At 45.0% G+C, this 22,264-nt stretch carries 23 protein-coding genes; 13 read left to right on the plus strand and 10 right to left on the minus strand.

The window, feature by feature from the left end:
- Nucleotides 1-74: 74 nt before the first annotated feature.
- Nucleotides 75-1,154, plus strand: coding sequence for an aromatic acid exporter family protein (locus tag GT1_RS13815; protein WP_188399256.1), 1,080 nt, complete (start codon nt 75-77; stop codon nt 1,152-1,154).
- 101 nt (nt 1,155-1,255) lie between these two features.
- Here the strand turns inward: GT1_RS13815 and gyrB are convergent, their stop codons facing one another.
- The 7 genes from gyrB to dnaA form a co-directional block, all read right to left on the minus strand.
- Entirely contained in the window at nt 1,256-3,172 is a 1,917-nt protein-coding gene (gene gyrB, locus GT1_RS13820; protein ID WP_188399323.1) for a DNA topoisomerase (ATP-hydrolyzing) subunit B, read from the minus strand.
- A 73-nt stretch (nt 3,173-3,245) separates the two neighbouring features.
- A complete protein-coding gene (gene remB, locus GT1_RS13825) occupies nt 3,246-3,497 on the minus strand; it encodes an extracellular matrix regulator RemB (RefSeq protein ID WP_075756507.1) in 252 nt (83 codons plus the stop codon).
- Nucleotides 3,475-4,341, minus strand: coding sequence for a DUF721 domain-containing protein (locus tag GT1_RS13830; protein ID WP_188399257.1), 867 nt, complete (start codon nt 4,339-4,341; stop codon nt 3,475-3,477). Before GT1_RS13830 ends, remB begins: the two co-directional genes overlap by 23 nt.
- A 5-nt stretch (nt 4,342-4,346) precedes the next feature.
- Complete coding sequence (gene recF / locus GT1_RS13835; RefSeq protein WP_188399258.1) at nt 4,347-5,444, minus strand: DNA replication/repair protein RecF; 1,098 nt, start codon at nt 5,442-5,444, stop codon at nt 4,347-4,349.
- Nucleotides 5,441-5,662, minus strand: coding sequence for an RNA-binding S4 domain-containing protein (locus GT1_RS13840; protein ID WP_188399259.1), 222 nt, complete (start codon nt 5,660-5,662; stop codon nt 5,441-5,443). The genes recF and GT1_RS13840 overlap by 4 nt, the downstream gene beginning before the upstream one ends.
- A 16-nt stretch (nt 5,663-5,678) precedes the next feature.
- Nucleotides 5,679-6,806: a DNA polymerase III subunit beta gene (gene dnaN / locus GT1_RS13845; RefSeq protein WP_188399260.1), complete on the minus strand. Its 1,128-nt coding sequence runs from the start codon at nt 6,804-6,806 to the stop codon at nt 5,679-5,681.
- 281 nt (nt 6,807-7,087) lie between these two features.
- On the minus strand, nt 7,088-8,662 hold the full coding sequence (dnaA, locus tag GT1_RS13850) for a chromosomal replication initiator protein DnaA (RefSeq protein WP_188399261.1): 1,575 nt from the start codon (nt 8,660-8,662) through the stop codon (nt 7,088-7,090).
- A 509-nt stretch (nt 8,663-9,171) separates the two neighbouring features.
- Here dnaA and rpmH point away from each other — a divergent pair.
- The 5 genes from rpmH to jag all read left to right on the plus strand — a co-directional run bounded on the left by rpmH (nt 9,172) and on the right by jag (nt 11,346).
- Nucleotides 9,172-9,306: a 50S ribosomal protein L34 gene (gene rpmH / locus GT1_RS13855; protein ID WP_188399262.1), complete on the plus strand. Its 135-nt coding sequence runs from the start codon at nt 9,172-9,174 to the stop codon at nt 9,304-9,306.
- Between the two features lie 127 nt (nt 9,307-9,433).
- Nucleotides 9,434-9,796: a ribonuclease P protein component gene (rnpA, locus tag GT1_RS13860; protein ID WP_075756500.1), complete on the plus strand. Its 363-nt coding sequence runs from the start codon at nt 9,434-9,436 to the stop codon at nt 9,794-9,796.
- Nucleotides 9,793-10,011, plus strand: coding sequence for a membrane protein insertion efficiency factor YidD (gene yidD, locus GT1_RS13865; RefSeq protein ID WP_075756499.1), 219 nt, complete (start codon nt 9,793-9,795; stop codon nt 10,009-10,011). The genes rnpA and yidD overlap by 4 nt, the downstream gene beginning before the upstream one ends.
- A gap of 57 nt (nt 10,012-10,068) precedes the next feature.
- On the plus strand, nt 10,069-10,698 hold the full coding sequence (locus tag GT1_RS13870) for a YidC/Oxa1 family membrane protein insertase (RefSeq protein WP_083945602.1): 630 nt from the start codon (nt 10,069-10,071) through the stop codon (nt 10,696-10,698).
- A gap of 3 nt (nt 10,699-10,701) precedes the next feature.
- Nucleotides 10,702-11,346 (plus strand): RNA-binding cell elongation regulator Jag/EloR, encoded by a 645-nt coding sequence (gene jag / locus GT1_RS13875; protein ID WP_188399263.1) that lies wholly within the window; start codon nt 10,702-10,704, stop codon nt 11,344-11,346.
- A 205-nt stretch (nt 11,347-11,551) separates the two neighbouring features.
- Here jag and GT1_RS13880 read toward each other — a convergent pair whose 3' ends face one another.
- Both GT1_RS13880 and GT1_RS13885 read right to left on the minus strand, forming a co-directional pair.
- Entirely contained in the window at nt 11,552-12,307 is a 756-nt protein-coding gene (locus GT1_RS13880; protein WP_143559001.1) for a hypothetical protein, read from the minus strand.
- A 105-nt stretch (nt 12,308-12,412) separates the two neighbouring features.
- The gene (locus GT1_RS13885; protein WP_075756496.1) at nt 12,413-13,315 is read right to left on the minus strand and encodes a chemotaxis protein; all 903 of its coding nucleotides are present in this window, start codon (nt 13,313-13,315) and stop codon (nt 12,413-12,415) included.
- Between the two features lie 287 nt (nt 13,316-13,602).
- Here GT1_RS13885 and mnmE point away from each other — a divergent pair, with 287 nt between their 5' ends.
- The 7 genes from mnmE to GT1_RS13920 all read left to right on the plus strand — a co-directional run bounded on the left by mnmE (nt 13,603) and on the right by GT1_RS13920 (nt 21,007).
- A complete protein-coding gene (gene mnmE, locus GT1_RS13890) occupies nt 13,603-14,988 on the plus strand; it encodes a tRNA uridine-5-carboxymethylaminomethyl(34) synthesis GTPase MnmE (protein ID WP_188399324.1) in 1,386 nt (461 codons plus the stop codon).
- Nucleotides 14,989-15,003: 15 nt separating this feature from the next.
- On the plus strand, nt 15,004-16,878 hold the full coding sequence (gene mnmG, locus GT1_RS13895) for a tRNA uridine-5-carboxymethylaminomethyl(34) synthesis enzyme MnmG (protein ID WP_075756566.1): 1,875 nt from the start codon (nt 15,004-15,006) through the stop codon (nt 16,876-16,878).
- Nucleotides 16,879-16,891: 13 nt separating this feature from the next.
- Entirely contained in the window at nt 16,892-17,611 is a 720-nt protein-coding gene (gene rsmG, locus GT1_RS13900; protein WP_188399264.1) for a 16S rRNA (guanine(527)-N(7))-methyltransferase RsmG, read from the plus strand.
- Nucleotides 17,612-17,695: 84 nt separating this feature from the next.
- Nucleotides 17,696-18,655, plus strand: coding sequence for a nucleoid occlusion protein (gene noc / locus GT1_RS13905; protein ID WP_188399265.1), 960 nt, complete (start codon nt 17,696-17,698; stop codon nt 18,653-18,655).
- Nucleotides 18,656-18,755: 100 nt separating this feature from the next.
- Nucleotides 18,756-19,073, plus strand: coding sequence for a hypothetical protein (locus GT1_RS13910; RefSeq protein ID WP_188399266.1), 318 nt, complete (start codon nt 18,756-18,758; stop codon nt 19,071-19,073).
- A 130-nt stretch (nt 19,074-19,203) separates the two neighbouring features.
- Nucleotides 19,204-19,896 carry a response regulator transcription factor gene (locus GT1_RS13915; RefSeq protein WP_188399267.1) on the plus strand — a complete coding sequence of 231 codons (693 nt, stop codon included), beginning with the start codon at nt 19,204-19,206 and terminating at the stop codon, nt 19,894-19,896.
- Nucleotides 19,889-21,007 carry a cell wall metabolism sensor histidine kinase WalK gene (locus GT1_RS13920; protein ID WP_188399268.1) on the plus strand — a complete coding sequence of 373 codons (1,119 nt, stop codon included), beginning with the start codon at nt 19,889-19,891 and terminating at the stop codon, nt 21,005-21,007. The genes GT1_RS13915 and GT1_RS13920 overlap by 8 nt, the downstream gene beginning before the upstream one ends.
- 104 nt (nt 21,008-21,111) lie before the next feature.
- Here the strand turns inward: GT1_RS13920 and GT1_RS13925 are convergent, their stop codons facing one another.
- On the minus strand, nt 21,112-22,032 hold the full coding sequence (locus GT1_RS13925; RefSeq protein ID WP_188399269.1) for an ADP-ribosylglycohydrolase family protein: 921 nt from the start codon (nt 22,030-22,032) through the stop codon (nt 21,112-21,114).
- Between the last annotated feature and the right edge of the window lie 232 nt (nt 22,033-22,264).

Here is a 22,264-nt window from a genome sequence, read left to right on the forward strand (position 1 = left end):
TTGCCCTTGAGAATATTACCGATATCCATTATATTAACTTTATAATAAAACGCAAAAAGGATTGATAAAATAAAATGAAAATAGGAGCCCGTATTATAAAAACAGGTATTGCGGTAACCATCACCATGTTTATCTGCAATACGCTTAGCCTGGAACCGGCCTTTTTCGGCGCAGTCTCGGCTATTGTTAATATGCAGCCATCAATACTGCTAACTATTGAATCAGCCAAAGACCAGGTTATGGTGCACATTTTAGGAGTTTCCGTTGGCCTGATATGTGGCTACACTTTAGGCAACCATCCCATTATCATGGGACTTGTAACGATTCTGCTCATATATTTACATATAAAATTCCGCTTTCAGAGCAGTATCACCATGGGAATTATTGCGGCTTTATTCATCCTGAGCTCCAGTGCCGAACAATTTCTGCCACATGCATTAATGAGAACAGCCGTAATTTTTGTTGGTTTACTTGTGGCCATGCTTGTTAATATTACACTTTGGCCTCCCCGTTATCAACAGCAGCTTAAAGAACAACTGAAAAAAAGCAATCAGCAGATTGTCCGTTACTTTTGCCAGGCTATCCAGGATTATGTCGAGCTTAAAGATACCCAGCCGCCGCTTCGCCAGGAATTAAAAGAAAGTGTTCATGCGATTAATAAAGAATCACGCAAACTGATGAATTTTATGAGACGGGAAGGAGAATTATTAAAACCGGGAGCGTCAGAGCAGGAAGACTGGCTTGCTCTTGCGGAAAAACTGATCGATTATAACCAGTCTCTCCTTCGCAAAGCCGATCGGGTATATGAAATCTTACCACCCCGCTTTGAGCGCCGGCTGCAATTAGGCTCCCCGCCTATCGCCCCAAGTTTCCGGGTTATTTTGGAATTGCTGGCAAGCAGCTGTAATACCATAACCAGAGTCAATGAAAAAATACTGTCTGTTATTATTGACGGAGCAGCTGTAGAACCTGAAGAAATTAATGAAGAATACTGGGAAAAATTAACCGAGGCCATTGAACAATTTCAAGCCGACCCTAACAATATTGATTATGTACACCCCCTGCTTGATATAGCCGTAACAGCAAATGAAATCAAATGGGCCTCACGCCAGGCAAAAAAATTATTAGCTGACATTGTCCAGCAAACAACTTGACATTTTATTCGATTTAAAAAATAGCAGCCATCAGGCTGCTATTTTTGATAATTGACCAGCTATCAACTGGTATTCTGCCTTTATGTTACATTCTTGCTAAATTATATATCCAGATTTCTAACCTTACTTGCATTTTCCTCAATAAAATTACGTCTTGGCTCCACTTTGTCGCCCATCAGCACTGTGAAAATTTCATCGGCAGCAATGCCATCCTCAAGCTCCACTCTGAGAATTGTCCTTGTTTCAGGATTCATGGTTGTTTCCCATAACTGCTCAGGATTCATCTCACCCAGGCCTTTATAGCGCTGTACATTGATATTTTCCCGGCCAATCCTTTCCAGCAGGCTGTCCATCTCAGCATCACTGTAAAGATACCAGCTTTCTTTACCTTTTTTTATAAGATACAATGGTGGCTGAGCAATATATACATGGCCATTTTGGATTAACGGCTGCATATGGCGATAAAAGAAGGTCAACAGCAGGGTACGGATATGAGAACCATCAACATCAGCGTCTGTCATAATAATGATTCTTCCATAACGGCGTTTTTCAAGATCAAATTCTTCGCCAATACCGCTGCCAAAGGCAGTAATCATGGCACGAATTTCCTCATTGTTAAGAATTTTGTCCATACGGGCTTTCTCTACATTAAGAATTTTGCCCCGTAACGGCAAAATAGCCTGGAACCGGCGGTCGCGGCCCTGTTTTGCCGAACCGCCTGCACTATCGCCCTCGACCAGATAAATTTCAGCCTGATCAGGATCTTTTATCGAGCAATCAGCAAGTTTTCCTGGCAGTGAGCTGGATTCCAGGGCACTTTTACGCCTTGTCAGCTCACGCGCTTTGCGGGCAGCTTCCCGGGCACGGGAGGCCATAACGGATTTTTCAATAATTTTTTTAGTTATACCGGGGTTTTCCTCGAAAAATTCATTAAGTCCTTCGGATATAATATTGTCAATAATGCCACGAACCTCACTATTGCCAAGTTTAGTTTTGGTTTGGCCCTCAAATTGCGGTTCCTGAATTTTGACACTAATAACAGCGGTTAGGCCTTCGCGAACATCTTCACCGCTCAAATTTTCATCATTTTCTTTAAGTAAATTAAGCTTACGGCCAAAATCATTGATCGTCCGGGTCAGAGCGATTTTAAACCCGCTTAAATGGGTACCGCCCTCCTGGGTATTGATATTATTAACAAAAGAATGGATATTTTCCGCATAGCTGTCATTGTATTGAATAGCAATTTCCGCAATAGTGGTGTCTTTGGAACCATTTACATATATGGGGACAGCATGAACAACATCTTTACTTTTATTAAGATGTTCAACAAATGAAACTATACCGCCTTCATAATAAAATTCTTTCTTTTCATCATTCCGTTCATCTTCCAAAACAATGGTAAGGGTTTTATTAAGAAAAGCAAGCTCACGCAGGCGGGTTTTTAAGGTATCAAAACTATATTCAAGCTCCTCAAATATTTCTTTATCCGGTTTAAAAGAAACTTTAGTGCCTGTCTCCTCTGTTTCACCAGTAACTGTAAGGCTTTGAACAGTATTGCCGCGCTCAAACCGGATAAAGTGAATTTTGCCGTTTCTTTTGACTTCTACTTCCATCCATTCTGACAGCGCATTTACTACCGATACACCAACCCCATGAAGACCACCTGATACTTTATAGCCTTCACCGCCGAATTTTCCCCCGGCGTGAAGGATGGTGAGCACAACTTCAACGGCCGGTTTCCCTGTTTCATGCATATCTACCGGGATGCCGCGGCCGTTGTCAGTAACCGTTATACTGTTATCCGGATGTATTTTAACTGTCACTTTATTGCAAAAACCGGCTAAGGCTTCGTCAATACTGTTGTCCACAACCTCATATACCAGATGATGCAAACCTCTGGCCGAGGTGCTGCCAATATACATGCCAGGACGTTTACGAACAGCTTCCAAGCCTTCAAGAACCTGAATCTGTTGCGCGCCATAGCTGCCATTTACTGTTGTATCACTTATATCCACCATATCTACCATTATGTCAAACCCCCGTTATCTTCTACAACAAGTTACGACTGTGCCGCCATCTGCGGCATTACTGCTACTCTTCATCGACCGGTATATAGCCTGCCCGCTTTTTCAGCGTTTGCGAGGAGATAGCTGATAAATAAACATTTTGGTCGGTTATAACAAAACTTTTAGCATTATTATCAGAAATATCAATAACTTTATTTGTAGATTTACTGTTTTTCATATATTGGTCAGTAACCGCTGACCCGGTTATTTTAAAGTCCAAGATAGCAATTACGCTGCGTAAGGGAATAACAGTATCAGCGCCTATATGCAGAAACATGACTTTTCCTCCTGACTTTTTCCGCAAGTCGCACTTTTATCTTACCGATTACGGTATCTACCATTGTATCATTGATCCTGCCTGGCTTAACTCCGGTCATTAACATAACCAGAGTGGCTTCGTTAAGCTTGTCCCAGCCGGGTTCAAATAAAGCATGAATCAGCTTATGGACTAAACGCTTTTTCGCAGCATGGAATTGACGTGGGCTGCACGGAACAAACTGGCAAACTTCTTTATAAGTAAGCCAGGGAGCTTCTGTCAGCAGTTTGGTAATAGCCTGTTTTGTCTCCTGCTTACACTCAATACTGCATACTGTGCAATACACTTGAGCAGGTGGCACCAATACATTGCAGCGCTTACAGGATTTCCAGCCTTCTTGTTGCTTGGCTTTATGCAATGCCGTTTGTTTTATTAACACATAATAACATTTTTTTCTTAGACTGTCATCTTGTATTGCTGCTGTTGCCTGCCACAGGGCAGCTAATTCTTCCGAATTTAACTTTGCTGGCTGCAATAAGGGAATATTCACCCCATCTTCTTGATTATTCTGGTAGTTTTGCAAATTTCCTGCTTGGAATCTAATATCAAATACTAGTTTTTCGTTTAAGTATGTATTGATTTTGTCCATAAGTATGGGTTTTAGCATCATAAGATGATGGCTCCATACCGGATTATTTACAGCCAGCAATAAAACTCCACGCTGAATGGATATCGGCCAGGCATGGCTGGCAATTTCGTCACCGGCAATCTCCTGCCAATGAACAATAACCGACTGGGTATTGTATTGCTTGGTCAAACCGATGGTTTTTAGCGTATTTGGCAATATATCCTTTAGCCGAAACATCGTAATCACTCCGTTACTGTACCGCCCAGTATGCGATAAAATTTTCCCAACTTTGTTTGGCCAAAATATTGTTCGTCCGCAGCGGTAATAAAGGTCTGAACACGCTCTTTGATAAACAAGAGCAGCTCGGAACGGCGGGCGGCGTCAAGTTCACTCATAACGTCATCTAGTAGTAATATCGGATATTCACCGGTTTCTGATTTAATAAATTCCAGCTCTGCCAGCTTTAGAGCCAATACACCGGTTCGCTGCTGGCCTTGTGAACCAAAGTTGCGCAAATTTTTTCCGTTCACTAACAGAATAAGATCATCACGATGCGGACCAACGCCGGTACTGCCGCTAAAAATATCCTGTTGCCGCTGCCGGCCAAGCTGTTCATGATACCAGCCGCTTAAATCCTCGGTTTTATCTTGCTGTAAACCGTTCAGATGATAGGATACTATTAAATTTTCACGACTGTTGGTAATTTTGCGGTGATGAAGGTTAGCCAGCATGGTTAGTTTTTTTACAGCCTCTAAGCGTTTTTTGGTTATAACCGCAGCAGCGCCGGCTATTTGCTCGTCCCAGGGAGCAAGTAATTCTTGACAGGCTTTTCGTTCCCGGATTTTTTTTAAGAGGTTATTACGTTGACTAAGCATTCTGTTATAGTTTAACAACTGCCGGTAATAGGACGGATTCGCCTGCGAAATTTCATTATCCAAAAAGCGCCGACGTAAAGCCGGCGCTCCTTTTATTAATAACAAATCCTCCGGTGAAAATAATATGGCATTGAGTGAGCCTACAATTTCCCGGGCCGGTAAGGGGTGACTATTATATAGTATCTCCTTATTTTGGTTAGCTATAAATTTAATTTTTAAAGAGTTTTCAAGCTCCTGGCGAACAAACATAACTTCAATACTGGCTGCCGGCTGGTCCCAGTAAATAAGCTCCTGATCGGTATTGGTCCGGTGTGAACGCCCCATAGCTGCCAGGTATAAAGCTTCTAACAGATTAGTCTTGCCTTGCGCATTAGGGCCAATAAACACATTGATATTGGCAGTAAAATCAATATCAATGTGTTTATAATTACGAAAATTACGTAAACTAAGCCGGTTTACTCTCATACCTCACCTGTAATAATTCTCCAGCTGCCAATTCCGGCTATTTCAATAATATCTCCAGGACGGACTTTTTTCCGGCGTTCAGTAACAATAGCACCATTAAGCTTTATCAGTTGATCTTCAATAAGCGGTTTTATTTGGGCTCCATTATCAGTAATGCCTGCCCATTTTAACAGCTGGTCAATATTAATTTCCTGTGTGTGTATTTCAATTTCTTCCATCGTCAATCCTCTATTTTTACAAAGTACGAACCGGAGTAATAATATACGTGTAATTTTCGTCATTAACCGGTCTGATACTGGCCGGGCTAAGCGGTGTATTCAGCGAAAATAGCAGTTCAGGACTACCGATATTTTTAAGAATGTCGGTTACATATTTGGCATTAAAAGCAATGGTGATGTCAGTACCCTCGGTGGAAACAGGTATGGTTTCATAAGCTTTGCCGATATCAGGGTTATTGGAGGTAATGCTGACTTCACTGGTATTAAACTGGAATTTTATTACATTATATTCGCCGTCTTTGGCCATCAGGGAAACACGTTCTACAGCATCGATAAATAATGCGGTATTGATGGTGGCGGTTGTACCAAATTCTGGTGGTATAACCCGATTATAGTCAGGGTATTGTCCTTCGATCAGTCTTGATTCCAAATATACATTTTCGAAGCGAAAAGCTACTTTGTTCTTTTCCCAGCAAATATTTACATCTACCGGTAATTCCGAATTGAGTAAACGGGCTAATTCATTAAGAATCTTGGAAGGAACAATGATTTTTAGGTTGCTGTTGCTTGTAGTTTGCTCAGTTATACTCTTTTTTAACGCCAGCCTGTGAGTATTTGTGGCCACCATCCGTACATCATTTTCTGTTAGCTCCAACAATGCTCCCGTAAATATCGGTCTGCTTTCTTCGGTGGCGCAGGCAAAGACTGTTCTTTTAATTAAATCGCGTAAAACATTATCTTTAATAGTTAAGTTGCTTGTACCATTTTGCTTGTCAAATAAGGATTTTAATACAGGAAATTCATCGGCTGGCAAGCTCAATAAGTTAAATTGGGAAGTGCCTGCCATAATTTTTATTGTCCGGTCTTCGGTTGAAGAGGCAATTTCTACTGTGTCGCCAGGGAGCCTTTTTACTAATTCTTGAAAATATCTGCCAGAAATAACTATCTTCCCGGGAATATCCACCTGTGCATCAATCGTGCAGCAAATGCCAAGTTCATAATCGGTGGCCTGCAGTTCCAATTTGTTATTTTCCGCAGATAAATAGATGCCTGATAAAATCGGCAGCGTAGCTTTAGCCGCAACTGCTTTTTGGACTGTTTGCACTGCGTGATTCAGCCTGTCTTTAGAACAGGTAATTTTCATTAGAGGAGCCTCCTTGCGATTGAAAATAAGAAAAATTTTTTATTTAAAGCTGTAATATTATTATTATTTAATGCATATAGTAATAAATAGCCGTAATAGTAGTAGGCGCTGTTGATATGTTGATAAATATGTCGAATGCTTGCAGTATATGAATTTATGATGTTAGTAATATGTCGATAAGTGATAGGGCAGTTATCAACATATTAACACAAAAATACCTGAATAAAGTTATACACATTTTGTGTACATCTTTAATAAGAGGTTATTAACAGGTTTATACACTATGATTCAATACGTTTAACCAGATCCTTGATTGTATTGTTCAATTTGGCGTCCATTTGTCTTTCGCGGCTGATTTTATCATGGGCATGGATAACTGTGGTATGATCACGGCCGCCAAAGATTTCACCGATCTTAGGCAATGACGTTTCGGTTAGTTCCCGGCATAAATACATGGCAATTTGCCGGGGATAGGTTACATTGCGGGTGCGTTTTTTGGCTGAAAGATCTTCCAGCTTGATTTTAAAATGACCGGCGACAATATCTTGAATAAGTTCTGTGGTGATTTGTTTTGGCCGGCCGTTGGGAAAGATATCTTTTAAGGCTTCGGTGGCTAAATCAATATCAATTGGCTGATTATTTAAAGAAGCATAGGCAACTACGCGGATAAGAGCGCCTTCCAGTTCGCGGATGTTATTTTCAATCCGGCTGGCAATATAGACAATGACTTCATTAGGGACATTGAGGCTTTCTATCATGGCTTTTTTACGGAGGACGGCAATACGTGTTTCCAGATCAGGTGGCTGAATATCTGTGATCAGCCCCCATTCAAAACGGGAACGCAGCCGGTCTTCCAGTGTCTGAATTTCCCGCGGCGGCCGGTCGCTGGAAATAATGATCTGTTTATTGGCTTCATGCAAGGTGTTGAAGGTATGGAAAAACTCTTCCTGGGTATGCTCTTTTTTCGACAAAAACTGGATATCATCCACTAAGAGAACATCGATATTGCGGTAACGCTGGCGGAAACTCTCGGGATTGCCGCTAATAATCGAGTTAATGAGCTCATTGGTGAATTTTTCGCTGGAAATATAGACAACCTTAATATTAGGGTTATTTTCCCTAATACGGTGACCAATGGCATGCATCAGATGTGTTTTGCCAAGGCCTACACCGCCATAGATAAAAAAAGGATTATATACCTGAGCCGGCGCCTCTGAAACAGCCAGCGAAGCTGCGTGGGCCAATCGGTTGGAATTGCCGATAACAAAGGTGGAAAATACATATTTGGGATTTAGGTTAAAATCTTCTGTTGCCGGCATATTGTTGTTTGGCTGCTGGTCAAAACGTTTTGTTTTTGGCACAGCCGGCCGGGAGGGGGCCTCCAGGATAGCCGGGGAAGGAGCAAGGGCGGCGGCTTGAGGAATATCGCCGATGTCGTCAAGGTATTTTAAATAATCTACATTATCTATGTCAACATCTTCTGCCGGTTGGGATAGTTGGTCTGAAGGGGTAATGTTTTTTTCCTGCTGTTGCTGTTCCTTTTGTTTTTCTTGTATGGAATCGATCTGTGCTTCCAGTTCAATGTCCAGTAGGGCAGTTTCGTCTACTTCTTCCTCCATATCCATATTAATAAAAACAATCTCAAAGTCTTTGTTGGCGGCAGCTTTTAAGGCTTCCTTAATGATCGGGACGTAACGGCTTTCCAGCCATTCCTTGACAAATTGCTTGGGAGTGCCAATTTCAATAACGTTATCATTAATGGATAATGGCATGGTTGATTTGATCCATGTTTCAAAAAGCGGCTTGATAAATGCTTTTTTCATATGTACCAGAGCCTGCTGCCATATGCTTGCCATATAAGCGGTATCAGCGCTCATTGTAAGTAATCATTCCTTTCTGTTGTTATGAAATATTTCCACAAAATATATGAGAGATTAACATAAGTTATCCACAAAGATATCAACAACTGTGAATAACTTTTGTAAAAAAAGTATTTAGGGCGAAAAAAAAATACAACGGCGGTACATAACAAGTCCGCAAGCGTGTATTAGCAAGTTATTTAATCTTGTGGATAAACCTGTGAATAACTATGTTTTTCTGGGGATAAGTTGATAAATGTGGATAATAAGGGACATTTCCACCAAAATTGTTGATAACTGTGCATAACTATATTAACAAATCATCTGCCAGTTATCAACAAGATATTTTCAGTCATGACTAAAAAAGGGATAATTTATCCACAGATATCCAATTTTGTCGGCATCAATATTCTTGACATAGAGCCTTACGCTGGTCTATAATCTATACTAGTGAAATTTTGTAGATTTTAGTGGGTTTCTCCCTTTTATATAAGGAGGTGTTTAGAGTGAAACGTACTTATCAACCTAATACGCTTTGGAAGAAAAGAACTCATGGTTTCCGTGAGCGTATGTCAACAGCCGGTGGCCAAGCTGTATTGAAAAGAAGACGTGCCAAAGGCAGAAAAAAATTGTCCGCATAGAGCATAGTCAGTAGGCCGCTTTAGTGGCCTATTTTTTCCATTAATTAAACCTGATTATGAAACTTACTTATATTTATATGTTTTGTAAGCAGTGGCGAAAAATAATTAAGAAACCGGATGATTGAACATGGTCAAAAGGTTTACTCTGCCTAAATGGGGCAGACTTTGTAAGAATAAGAGCTTTCAGGCAGTATATCGATCAGGTAAGTCATATGCCAATAAACAATTGGTAGTATATGTCTTGCCTAATCGTTCTGCTAAACGGCAGGTTGGTTTTGCGGCGGGAAAACGTTTAGGGTCGGCTGTTGTGCGCAATCGCCTGAAACGTCTGTTACGGGAAGCCTATCGGCTGCACCAGGATAAATTTATCACCGGTGTTGACCTGGTGCTTGTTGGCCGTAAGCCATTGGTTGGAGCCGGATTGGCTCAAACAACGAAGGCTGTATTGGAGCTTAGTGCCAAAGCAAAAATATTGGCAGAAAAACTATGAAAAAACTAGTAACTTTATTAGTTATCGGTTTGATTAAGTTTTACCGGGGCTTTATTTCACCATTAAAGCCGCCAAGCTGCCGGTTTGTGCCTACCTGTTCCGAATATGCGTTACTGGCTATCGAAAAGTATGGGGTTGCCCGCGGCTTAGTGATGGCTGTGCGGCGTATCTTGCGCTGTCATCCGTTTCACCCCGGCGGATATGACCCTGTTTAAAATACATATCCTATTGCTTGCAGGAGGGAAACTTTTTTGGATTTTTTAAGCAACATTATGCAAACTGCATTGACTTTCTTCTACAATTTAACAATTAGCATGGGGTTTGCCAACTATGGTATTGCGATAATTTTGTTAACTATCGCGATTAAATTAGTGCTGTATCCGCTAACTGTAAAGCAAGTAAGGTCAATGAAAGCAATGCAGGAAATTCAGCCTAAAATGAAGGCGCTGCAGGATAAATACAAAGGCAATCCGGAAAAGCTCAATAAAGAACTGGCTGCTCTTTATAAAGAGGCAGGCGTAAACCCGCTGGCAGGCTGTTTGCCACTGCTGGTGCAAATGCCGTTTTTAATTGCCATATTCTTTGCCATCCGTGATTACCAGTATGCTCAATTGCCGCCAAGTTTTTTATGGATGACAGATTTGGCTCAGCCTGATCCTACATATATACTGCCGGTTTTGTCGGCTGTTACTACTTATATCCAGCAAAAGCAAACAACTACCGAAATGAATCAGCAAACCAAGATGATGATGATTTTTATGCCGCTGTTTATCGGGTATATTAGCATAACTTTCCCGGGTGGTTTAGTACTATATTGGGTAGTCAGCAATATATTCCAGATTTTTCAGCAGTGGTTTATGTATCGTAATAATCCGTCTGTCGTTCAGGAGGAGGTACGCTAATTGATGGCTGGTAAGCTTACTGTTACGGAAAAGACCGGAAAGACAATTGACGAGGCAATTGAACTTGCATTGGCAGATCTTAATGTAAGTCGTGACCGGATTGATTATGAAGTATTGGAAGTTCCTAGCAAAGGGCTGTTCGGGTTTATCGGTTCTAAGCTTGCTAAAGTAAGAGTGACTGTCCGGGCTATTGATTCGGTGGAAGAAGCAAAACAGTTCTTAAACAATGTATTTAAAGCCATGAATGTTACCGTAAGTATGGAAAAGATGAACCAGGGTGATCATGTGGTTATCAATTTACGCGGTGAAGATTTGGGTGTGCTTATTGGTAAACATGGACAAACACTGGATGCCCTGCAGTATTTGACTAATCTTGCCGCTAATCGGGAGGCTGACGAACGCACCCGGATTATCCTTGATGTGGAAGATTACCGTAAACGCCGTGCCGAAACGCTGTCCCGTCTGGCTACACGGTTAGCCGATAAGGTTAAGCGCCGGGGAGAGCGCGTGGTGCTTGAGCCTATGAGCCCGCAGGAACGCAAGATTATTCACATGGCACTTCAGAATGATAACAGAATTGTTACCTATAGTGAAGGCGACGAGCCCTACCGCAAGGTTGTAATTGCCTTAAAAAACAACGGCAGATAAAGTAGATTTAGCTTCAGGTGGGGTTTTCATCCTTGCTGAGGCTGAGTCAGCGGATAATAAAAAAACCGGGGATATTCCCCGGTTTTTATTTGTCCTGACAGCATGTATATGTTTTAAACGCTGCTGGTGCTTAACCGCCGCTTATGCATAACGGCTAGCCACGCCTCGGCGGTGGTAGCAGCGTATTAACGGTTTTGCTGTTTATTCAATAGGTAATCAGTGTGCGCTGGTATTGGCCGCCGCAATGGCAGTATTCTTCAGTGGAGGCGTTGTCGGTATTGCTTTCCGACACATAATCACAGACTGTGCAGGCTGTTTTTAGTTTAACCAGATAGTGACCGGCTGTTTTTGCCTGGTTTATGGCGGTTGTGACTGCGTTTAGCCCTTCTTTCGGAATAATGAACATTGTATTTTGGCAACCGGCGGCATCCTGATAGCTGATCATCAGGTTTGTTTCCGGTGATGTTGCCGCAGGGGAAAGGCTGCTGATTTGGTCATAGGGAATGATTAGCCAACGGGAACTCTGATCACCGGCAGGCTTGTCAATAAAATACAAGGCATGGCTGGTGATGACTAAGGCTCCGTTTTCTCCGGCAAAACTGGCCGGAGAAATATGATAAATAGCTTCTCCCAGCCAAAGGTTATGAGGGACATTGGCAAGCAGCGCTTGTAAGTCAAGACTTAACTTGTCAAAATTACGGTATAGCCTATAAAGCGGTAAAACTGGCGGCATATTTTCCGGCAGAACAGTTATTGCGGCAAATTCAGCTTTAAACGCGTTAAGTATTGGCAGAATTTTGTTAGTGTTGCCCTTATAGATAATAACAGACGGCATATTATCCAGAGCCAGTTTTATTGCCAATCGTCCGCGGAGTAGAATCTTGTCTAAACGCTGCCCCAGGCTTTCCCGGCGGGAGCAGTTTTTCAAAATAACACTGTAGTAGTTGGGTTTACAGTCCAATACAGGCACCTCGCTTTCACCAATATTGTGTACTGCTTACAGTATTTGAAGAATAACAGGGAAAATGGCCACTCCGGTTAATGAGCAGCCACTTAATTTTACTCACTATAAAATGAACCTGTCGACAAGTTCTATTAATTGATTGATTTCAGGCTTGGATACTTGTCCGTTAGCTCCGATGGACTCACCTTTTAAGCGCATTTCTTCGTTAATAAGCGAAGAAAAGATAACTACCGGCAAATGCTTGCATTTCTCATTTTCTTTGATGCGTTTTGTGAGATGATGACCATCCATTTGCGGCATCTCAATATCTGTTATTACCAATTGGATATTATTTTCAATCGGTTCGCCACTTTTAACAAGCTGCTCAATTTTGTTCCAGGCTTCCTGCCCATTTTCTGTTGAGATTATCTTGGCATAACCGGCAGTATGCAGCGTACTTAATAGCAGATCACGCAGCATTTTGGAATCTTCGGCAACCAGGATGGTTTTATTTTTACGGTTATCAAGTATGGTGGAAGAGGTGGAATCTATTTGGCTGAACTTTTCATTCATTTCCGGGTTTATGTCGGCCACTATTTTTTCGAAATCCAGCAATACAACCATTTTTTCCGCCATCTTAATAATGCCGACAACCATATCGGAGTTTGCAATATGGGGAGGCGGTTCCATGGCTGTCCAGGAAATGCGGTGAATGCGTGATACTTCATCCACCAGAAAAGCTACATAGTAGTTATTAAGTTCACTGACAATAACTTTGGGGGAAGTGGTTGTTGATTGATTGCCAAGGCAGCGGGGGAGATTAACAAGCGGCATAACCCGGCCGCGCAAAGTAAATATGCCGTCAACCCATGGATGAATATTGGGCATTTTTGTGACAGGAACCGGGTTAATAACTTCCCTTACTTTGGCCACATTAATGCCATAACTGACAGGGCCAATTGAAAACTCTACTATCTCAAATTCATTAGTACCGGTTTCCAGTAAAATTCCCTTTTTATCAGACATTGCCGTCCCTTCTTTCTTATATCTTATGTCACATTTGTACCTGCTATAGTGTGTAGATAAATCGGAATAGTAAATATTTCTATACTTTGCTTACTTTACCTGCTAATAATTTATAATTAATAATAATTTTTTACAGGTATTATTCAACTTAGCCGGAGAATACTATATAGATTAATCATATTTTGCAGGAAATTGGGAAAGAGTGGGGAACAATATATTTTTGCAGTATTAATATAGCGGATATGGGACGTATATGTAGATATAAGGAGTGAAAGTACTTGAGCATGCTGACAGGCGATGATACTATTAGCGCTATCGCTACAGCAATCGGCGAAGGCGGTATTGGCATTATCCGGATAAGCGGCAGTAAGGCCATGGCTATTGCCGGCAAACTGTTTATCAGTAAATCAGGTAAAACGGTTGACAGTCTTTTGTCCCATCAGGTTATGTATGGGCATATTATTGATCCCGCGAGTGGTGAGACGGTAGATGAAGCCATTTTGCTGATTATGCGTGCTCCCAGGTCATATACTTGTGAGGATGTTGTGGAGATTCACTGTCACGGAGGGCCGGTTCCGTTAAAGCGTATCTTAGATTTGACCCTTGTCCAGGGGGCGAGATTGGCGGATCCCGGAGAATTTACCAAACGGGCCTTTTTAAACGGCAGGCTGGATTTGGCGCAAGCCGAAGCGGTCATTGATATTATCAGGTCAAAAACCGATGCGTCGCTTAAAGTGGCTGTGGGCAATTTGTCAGGTCAATTATCCGAACAAGTAAGAGCCTTGCGCCATGCTGTTTTGCGAATGATTGCCCAGCTGGAGGCGGCCATTGATTTTCCGGAAGAGGATATCGAAGAGGCGGCAGCCGCTGATGTTGCCCAATTAATTGCTGAAGTTAAGAGCCGGCTTACCACACTGTTGGCTACCGCCCAAACGGGGCGAATTTTACGCGAGGGCCTGGCAACCGTTATTATCGGCAAACCCAATGTCGGTAAATCCAGTCTGCTAAATGCCCTGCTGCGGGAGAAGCGGGCCATTGTAACCGACATTCCCGGTACTACCCGGGATATTATTGAAGAATATGTCAATATTGGTGGTATACCGCTTAAAATCATTGATACGGCAGGTATTCGCGATACCGCCGATGTAGTGGAGAAAATCGGGGTAGAGCGGGCAAAAGCTTTGGTGGAGCAGGCGGATTTGATTTTGTTATTATTGGATTCATCAGCACCGCTGTCACCGGAGGACCGGGCCGTTCTGGAGCTTTTGCCAGGCAAACAAGCCATTGTGCTGATTAACAAAAGTGATTTGCCAGCCCGGCTGGAGACTGAAGAAGTTGAGAAATATACCGGCGGCCGGCTGGTACTAAAGATATCGGTCGCCAGGGAAGAGGGGCTGGCTGCACTGGAGCAGGCGATTGTCGATATGGTGTATGGTGGTCAAGTCAGCCCGGGCGAGGCAGCTTTTGTTAATAATGTCCGTCATAGTGCCGCGCTCCGGGCGGCGCTGGAGCGGCTTAACGATGCTGAAGTCACGATTGAGGCCGGCATGCCGGCCGACTGTATTGTTGTTGATCTGCGTGCGGCTTGGGAAAAGCTGGGTGAGGTTACCGGCGACACCGTGGGTGAAGATATAATTGATCAGATATTTACACAGTTTTGTATCGGTAAGTAAGAAGAGGTGACAATGTTGTTTCAAGCAGGAAGTTATGATGTGGTGGTTATCGGTGCCGGACATGCCGGGTGTGAGGCGGCGCTGGCAGCAGCGCGGCTGGGCTGCCGGACACTGGTTACCACTCTGAATATGGATAATATCGCTATGCTGCCATGCAATCCGTCGATAGGCGGACCGGCCAAAGGCCATTTGGTGCGGGAAGTGGACGCGCTGGGCGGTGAAATGGGGATTAATACCGATAAGACCTGCATCCAGATGCGGATGCTTAATACCGGGAAGGGACCGGCGGTACATGCCTTACGGGCGCAGGCTGACAAACGCCTGTATCAGTCGGGTATGAAGCATACTCTGGAAAGTCAGCCCAAGCTGGATGTCAAACAGGCGTTGATTGACAATATACTTGTGGAAAATGGCCGGATTAGCGGTGTTGTTACCGAGCTGGGGGAAATCTACAATGCCAAATGTGTTGTGATTGCTACCGGCACCTATCTGCGGGGTAAGGTCATCCTTGGTGAAACTACTTACCCTGGCGGGCCGGCCGGACAGCGGACTGCGGAAAAACTGTCTGAAGTGCTTAAAGCATTAGGTATTACACTGATGCGGTTTAAGACCGGCACACCGGCACGGGTGGATGCCCGGACGGTTGATACCGGTAAAATGACCATTCAGCCTGGTGACAGTGTGGTCCATAATTTCTCGTTTATGAGCGATATTGCTGACCGGGAGCAAATTCCCTGCTGGCTGACATATACCAATGAACGAACCCATGAGATTATCAGGGCCAACCTGCATCGTGCCCCGATGTATACCGGCATGATCGAGGGTACCGGACCGCGCTATTGTCCTTCGATTGAGGATAAGGTAGTACGGTTTGCCGAGAAATTGGCTCATCAGACATTTATTGAGCCGGAAGGCGCCAGTACTACGGAAATGTATGTCCAGGGTATGTCGTCAAGCCTGCCTGTAGATGTGCAGCTGGCTTTTTTACGAACCATCCCCGGTCTGGAGCAGGCGGAAATTATGCGTCCAGGCTATGCGATCGAATATGATTGTGTTGACCCGACAGAGCTTAAGCCAACCCTGGAAACCAAAAAGGTCGGCGGTTTATTTTCAGCCGGACAGGCCAATGGTACTTCCGGGTATGAAGAAGCTGCCGCCCAGGGGCTGATGGCCGGTATTAATGCCGCTTTGCTGGTACAAGGCAAGCCGCCTTTTATTTTGTCCCGGTCTGAGGCTTATATTGGTGTGCTGATTGACGATCTGGTGACAAAGGGAACAAGTGAACCTTACAGAATGATGACTTCCCGGGCGGAATATCGTCTGATTCTGCGGCAGGACAACGCCGACCTCCGGCTGACGGAAAAAGGGCGGGCCCTTGGGCTGGTTACCCAGGAGCGGTATGAACGGTTTGCGGCCAAGCGCGAGGCCATTGACACTACTCTGGAACTCTTAAAAAGCAGGCAAATTACCCCTATTCCCGAAACCCAGGCTAAAATGACAGCCCTTGGCACAGCAGAGCTTAGGACAGGGATTACTTTGTATGATTTACTCCGGCGCACAGAAGTAACGTATGAAGCCATACGGGCGCAGTTTGATTTACCGGAAATACCGTCACTGGTACGTGAACAGGTGGAAATTGCGGTTAAGTATGAAGGCTATATTCAAAAGCAGGTAGAACAGGTGGAGCGGTCAGCCAAGCTTGAGGTCAAGCATTTGCCTGAGGATATCGACTATAGCCAAATCAGCGGCTTGTCGCTGGAAGCCCGGCAAAAGCTCAACAAAATCCGGCCCCTGTCGGTTGGCCAGGCAGCCCGCATTTCCGGTGTTTCACCGGCAGACATCGCCATATTAATGGTGTATTTAGAGCAGCGGCGAAGTCGTCAGGCATAGAAAGGAGACGGTTATGGGGAGTTTTCAGGAGCTGGTGGCTAATGCTGCTGCTGAATATGGACTGCAACTGACAAACGGGCAAATAGCGGCAATGGATACCTATTACCGGCTGTTGCTTGAATGGAATGAAAAAATGAATTTGACAGCCATAACTGAGCCTCACGAAGTGGCTGTAAAACATATGATTGATTCGTTATCCTGTTACCGGGAGGAAATTTTTACTGCTGCTGCCAGGATTGTTGATGTTGGTACCGGCGCCGGGTTTCCCGGGATTCCACTGAAAATTTTTCAGCCGGAGCTAGAGCTTATCCTGATGGATTCGCTCAATAAGCGGCTGAATTTTTTGCGGGAAGTTGCAGGTAACCTGGGTCTGCAAGGGGTTGCTTTTGTTCATGCCCGGGCGGAGGAAGCCGGGAAAAATAAACAGCACCGTGAAAGTTATGATATCGCCGTATCACGGGCGGTTGCCAGACTGAATGTATTATGCGAGCTATGCCTGCCGATGGTCAAGGTGGGCGGCTGGTTTATTGCGCTTAAAGGCGCCCAATATGAGGATGAAGTGCACGAAGCCGCCAAAGCGCTGACTATTCTTGGCGGCAAAGTGGCAGACATCCGGCCTGTCAGCCTGCCGGGGCTTGCTGACAAACGTGCGGTAATCTATATTAAAAAGGTTGCCGCAACACCGCTCTCGTATCCGCGCAAGGCTGGAACACCCGAAAAAAAGCCCTTGTGATTTAAAGGAAAATTCCATTATTTGTAGAATATATCAGGATAAAAGTACAACATGTCTTAATGTTGTTTTGTAGGTGGTGGAAACATGAGAAATTTGGCCAGGTTATTTGGCATCGGAGATGCTTCGCCAAATGTTCCCGAAGTTGTTGCCGAGGCTGTCCCGGAATTGGTTCCGTCAGTTGCCGGTGAACAGCATGATACAGCTAATGATGCTTCTGATACTGCGATAGAGGTTAGTGCCAGCGAGCTGCAATCAGTGCAGCGGGTTTCACCGGAAATCATTGTGCCCAATCCTTTTCAGCCGCGTAAGACTTTCCATGACGAGTCGCTGCAGGAATTGTCCGCATCTATCCGGGAGTTCGGTGTAATTCAGCCGCTGTTAGTCCGCCGCCAGGGAGAACGCTTCGAACTTATTGCCGGTGAACGGCGGCTTAGGGCCTCAAAACTGGCTGGCCTTGACGAAGTTCCGGTCATAGTACGCGAGCTGGACGACAAGGAAATGGCTGAATTAGCGATGATTGAGAATCTTCAGCGGGAAGATCTGCATTTCCTGGAGGAGGCTGAAGGCTATCAGCATCTGATTGCCAGTTTTAATTTTACTCAAGAAGAATTAGCCAGACGGGTAGGCAAAAACCAATCAACCATTGCCAATAAACTCCGTTTGTTAAAACTTGCGCCAGAAGTGCGCCAAGCTGTCGTGGGGCAGAGTTTGACAGAGCGCCATGCGCGTGCGTTATTGAAACTGGAAGATACGCGTGTGCAAATGGAAGTGCTTGACGGGGTCAGGGAAAATGGTTTAAATGTCCGGGCAACAGAAGACTTGATTGAAACCTATACAGATAATATTTCCCGGGAAAAGAATAATAAAGAAGTCACCCCAAAACAGACGCTGGTTAAAATAATCAAAGATGTCCGCATTTTTATTAATACTATTAACAGTGTAATCAGCCAGATGAAGAAAAGCGGTATGGATATAAAGGTTAAACAGGATATTGAGGGCGATTATGTTACTATTAATATTCAGGTGAAAAATAGCCGTAAGTAACTAAGTTTTATACGAATTCATTCTTCATAAGAAATTCATAATGTCGCGGTATGATATAGACAGACGGAAACAGTCCAGAATTTAACTAGGAGGCGATATTATGAGCAATAAAAAAATGTATCTGATTATTGGTGCGGCTGCCCTGATTATTCTGATGGTTGGTGCGGCAGCTATGGCTGCATCAACTGCAAATGACTGTATTGCCCCCATGGATAGACAGCACCGGGTGATGCTGGATCAATTGGTGCAAGATCAGGTTATTTCCTCAGAACAAGCTGCAACTATTCAAAGCAGAATGGCGGAAACCATGTCCCGGCACATGAATACTATGCCGGAGATGATGAATAATAAAAGGGGCGGCATGCCGGATGATACTGGTTCTTGCTGCGGCTCACAGCAGGTTGTTGCCCCGGAATAGCTATGCTGAGACAAAGCCTCCCTGTGTTAGGGAGGCTTTTGTATCGTTGATGGTGGTAATAGCGAGGGATAAAACTTGTGGCTGGTTGACTGAAGGCTGCGCATCTAAGCTTCAGACGGAGGGAGAAATCATGGCCCAGTATTCTGTAGTTATTGTTGATGATGATGAAAAAATTGTCCGGTTGTTGAAAGCGTATTTTGAAAAAGAAGGCTTTGCCGTGTTTACTGCCTATGATGGTTTGGCCGCGCTGACTGCGGTAAAAGAACATGCTCCTGATATTGTTGTGCTGGATCTTATGCTGCCTGAACTTGACGGCTGGGAAGTATGCCGGCGCCTGCGGCAGGAGAGTGAGGTGGCGATACTTATGCTGACGGCGCGGGATGAGGAGAGCGACCGTTTGGTTGGCCTGGAGCTGGGGGCTGATGATTATGTTGCCAAGCCATTCAGCCCACGGGAAGTGGTGGCCAGAGCCAAAGCCATTCTGCGGCGGGTAGGACGCGCAATAAATAAAGCCGATATTTTGCGTTTTGGCTTGCTTGAAATTGATTCTTTGCGCCATCAGGTTGTATTTAATGGCAATGTTGTTGAACTTACTCCCACAGAGTTTAAGATATTGGAACTGCTTGCTAAAAAACCGGGTCAGGTATTTTCCCGGCTGCAAATTGTTGACGCGGTGCAGGGCTATGCGTTTGAGGGCTTTGAGCGTACCATTGATGCCCATGTGAAAAACCTGCGCCGTAAGATTGGCGACAATCCTAAAGAACCGCGATATATTCAAACCGTATACGGTATCGGGTACAAGTTCGGAGGAGAATATGAATAGCATTACTTACCGGATTACCGGACTCATGTTTTTAATGGTATTGTTTACCGTTGTTAGTTTGATCACACTGGCAGAATGGCAAATGACAGATTTATTTCATAATTATCTTTTAGGCAGCAGTGACAGGACGACTGACGGATTTTCGGGTCATCAGCCGATGCACGGGCAGCTGCTGGGCGCCTCTGAATTGATCTATTTATCCTCGGTACACCGGGCGCTGATCTGGGTTGGATTAGCCATTTTGGTATTTGGCTTAGGTGTCAGTTTTGCCCTGGCGCGCAGCATAACTGTACCCCTGCGAAAATTGAATCAGGCGGCGGCACAAATTGCCGAAGGCCATTTTGGCCAAAAAGTGCTGGTAGAGTCAAAGGATGAGGTGGGTCAGCTGGCCAACGCTTTTAACCATATGACCGAAGTGTTGGCGGTTAATAACCGTTTGCGCCGGCAGCTGCTGGTAGATGTCGCCCATGAGCTGAAAACACCGCTTACCGTCATTCAGGGAAATCTGGAAGGCATGATTGACGGGGTAGTGGCCAGAGACAGTGGACAACTGCACTCTCTTTTAGATGAGACCAAACAGCTTAACCGGATGATTAAAGATTTACGGGAATTATCGCTGGCCGAGGCCGGGCAGCTGTCGCTGGAAAAGGAGCCGGCCGATTTGTGTCAGCTGCTGACAAGAGCCGTCAATATGCTAAAGCCTATGGCTGAAGAAAAAGATATTGCCATTCAGGTTATTGCGCCACAACCGGTAATGGCAGATATTGATATTCAGCGCCTGAACCAGGTTGTATATAACCTGCTTACCAATGCTATTCGCTACACGCCTCCTGGCGGCGAGATAACGGTTGAGCTGCGGGAGACAGCAGAGGCAGGCAGCTGCTGGCGGCAGATAGCGATCCAGGATACAGGCCAGGGAATTCCCGCTGAGCATCTGCCCCATATTTTTAATCATTTTTATCGTGTGAATGCCGCGCGTGACCGCCGGAGCGGCGGGTCGGGCATTGGTTTGGCGATAGTCAAACGACTGGTTGAGCTTCATGGCGGCAAAATCATGGTTGAGAGCCAACTTGGCAAAGGCAGCATATTTTATGTTTATTTACCCCGGTAAACTTGTTCCGGTACAGGGCACCAGGATAATCGCCTATAGATATCTTGACTAAGACAAAATAAATCCTGACACCAGGAAAGGGGTGTCAGGATTTATTCGTTTATTTACTGTGCGGAGAGTTTGCATAACGAATCGGCCAGTTCTTCTATATATTCCCGCCGGTATACTTTGGCAAGCCAGGAAGCGGGTATGCTGTTTGCCCCGTAATAGGTTCCGGCTAATTGCCCGTAGACAGCAGCGGTGGTATCGGCGTCATCACCAAGGTTTACGGCAAGCAAAGCACCCTCGGCAAAGCTGTCGCTATGATAAAAAGCCCATAGTGCTGCTTCCAGGCAATCAACAACATAACCTGTGCCGCGAATGTCCGGCGGGTTTTTGGACTTATACGAGCCGGCAGCAATGGCGGCGATATTTGGCGACAATGGCCTGATCCAGCCTTCCGGCAGGGGTGAGTAATGCCGGGTAAGCAGTGTGGCCTTATCCTGATCCTGAAGTGCGCCGATCAGCAGGGCGGCTAAATAGCGGCAAGCATCAACGGCTTCAGGCGCGGCGTGGGTGGTACGGGAACTGTCTGCTGCCAGGTCGATAGCCAGCGCCGGGTTTGCTGCATACCGCAGCGGGACAGGCGCCAGGCGCATAAGGGAGCCATTGCCGGCGGTACGGGGGTCTTCCGAGCCGGTGTAAGGCTGGCCGGTACGGCTGTAAGTTTCCAGGGCGGCGCGTACGGTTTGGCCAATGGAAAAGCAGCTGCCTGTACTGCTTAGATAGCCTTCTTTGTACCACCGCAGGTAATGCTCCATTTGATCGGCCGGATCAAATTTCTGACTGTGGATCAAGCTTTCTGCCAGGCATAAAGCCATAGAGGTATCATCAGTCCAGTAGCCGGGCTTGAGCGCAAAAGTACCGCCGCCGATCAGGCCGGTTATCGGCGCAAAACTGCCTGGCAGCTTGCCTTCAAGCGGTACTCCCAGGGCATCCCCGGTTGCCAGCCCCAAGAGTGCGCCCCGGTAACGGTTATGTTTCATCGATATTCACTCCCGTGTTTTTATTATATACAAGACCCGGCACGGGCGACCGTCAGCCAACGCTGCGCCGCTGGCGCTTAACCTCCGCTTATGCTTAACGGCCGCCCGTGCCTCAGTACTGTTTAGGTTCGGCCAGCCCCGGTTGCTTCCGTGACCCTCCGGCCATTGCCGGAAAAAGCGTTCCGCAGGAGAAAAGCCGGGTGGTATTCCGTTAAAAAATCCGTACTGTTTG

It is taken from the genome of Sporomusa sp. GT1 (assembly GCF_014634905.1).
Classification (GTDB): Bacteria; Bacillota; Negativicutes; order Sporomusales; family Sporomusaceae; genus Sporomusa; species Sporomusa sphaeroides.